This is a genomic window from Tenacibaculum sp. MEBiC06402, assembly GCF_049239625.1.
GTDB lineage: Bacteria > Bacteroidota > Bacteroidia > Flavobacteriales > Flavobacteriaceae > Polaribacter.
Window position 1 is genome coordinate 1 of record NZ_JBMKKT010000047.1, and the last position, 995, is coordinate 995.

Annotated in this window: 1 protein-coding gene; it reads right to left on the reverse strand. The window is 30.6% G+C overall.

Annotated elements, in window-relative coordinates; genetic code table 11:
* Positions 1 to 388: 388 nt before the first annotated feature.
* Entirely contained in the window at positions 389 to 943 is a 555-nt protein-coding gene (locus ACOSP6_RS00390) for a hypothetical protein (protein WP_422092331.1), read from the reverse strand.
* Positions 944 to 995: the final 52 nt, after the last annotated feature.

Sequence of the window (995 nt, forward strand, 5' to 3'; positions counted from 1 at the left end):
CTCAAAAAGGTTCTTTTTAGAAGTTATAAATAAGCGGAGTTATCGGAATCAAACAAAAAAGTTTCAAAGAGAAACTAAGAACCGACAATCAAATAGGAGAGAAGCGAGCAAATTAGCTGACAGATAAAACGTTTAGTTCTCTGAAAAAAGGATAGAACTGGAATTGCTATTAAAAACCAAAATTTTGAAACTGACTTTTTATTAATCAACAAGAAAACTATACATCATTTTCGACAGTGTTTGCTAACGTATTTGTGTATGATTTTTTGCGGTAAAAGGACGCGAGGTCTTTTCCGATGTTGCGGAAAGATAATTAATAAGATTGAATTTCCGGTGAGGAAATTCATCCGCAATTAATTATACACCTTGTTGGCTGTAGTACTTTTTTTTAGAAAGCACCTTCAGATAGTGGAATCCAACGTTCCCATTTTCCATTCATTCTTTTATAAAGTGCTATGCTTACATAACCATATATATCTCCACAACATAGATGAACACTAAAAACGCAGGCAACTTTCCCTTTTCTTATAAAAATTGGTTTCGATATGATTTTCAGTTCACGATTTTTATCTGCTTTTAGAAATTCCAATATATTTTCTCTCTCAACTTTGATAAGATTCTTTTTTTTAGCTAGATTCCAAGAGTAGTTTTCGGATGAATTTAATTCAGATATTAAATATTCTTTTTCTTCTAGAGACAATATTATACTGTCATTTTTCTTTACCCTATTATCGAAATATCTGAGATTTGTGTCTTTTTTAATTTTGGATAGTTGATACTTTAACATACCGAAATCTACTTTATCAAGATATCCAACATCAGAATATTTATCAGGATACAGCTTATAGTCTATTAAATCCCAAAATACTTTTTCAGATTCCGTAGTTTGACTTGTAGTTGTCTGACAAAAAAATAAAAGTAAAATATAAAGAGTCTTTTTCATTCAGGTATTACTGCCAACGTATTTGTGTATGATTTTTTGCGGGAAAAGGACG

Coding starts and splice junctions, on each gene's coding strand:
- ACOSP6_RS00390 (WP_422092331.1), bottom strand. CDS start 943: ATGAAAAAGACTCTTTATATTTTACTTTTATTTTTTTGTCAGACAACT.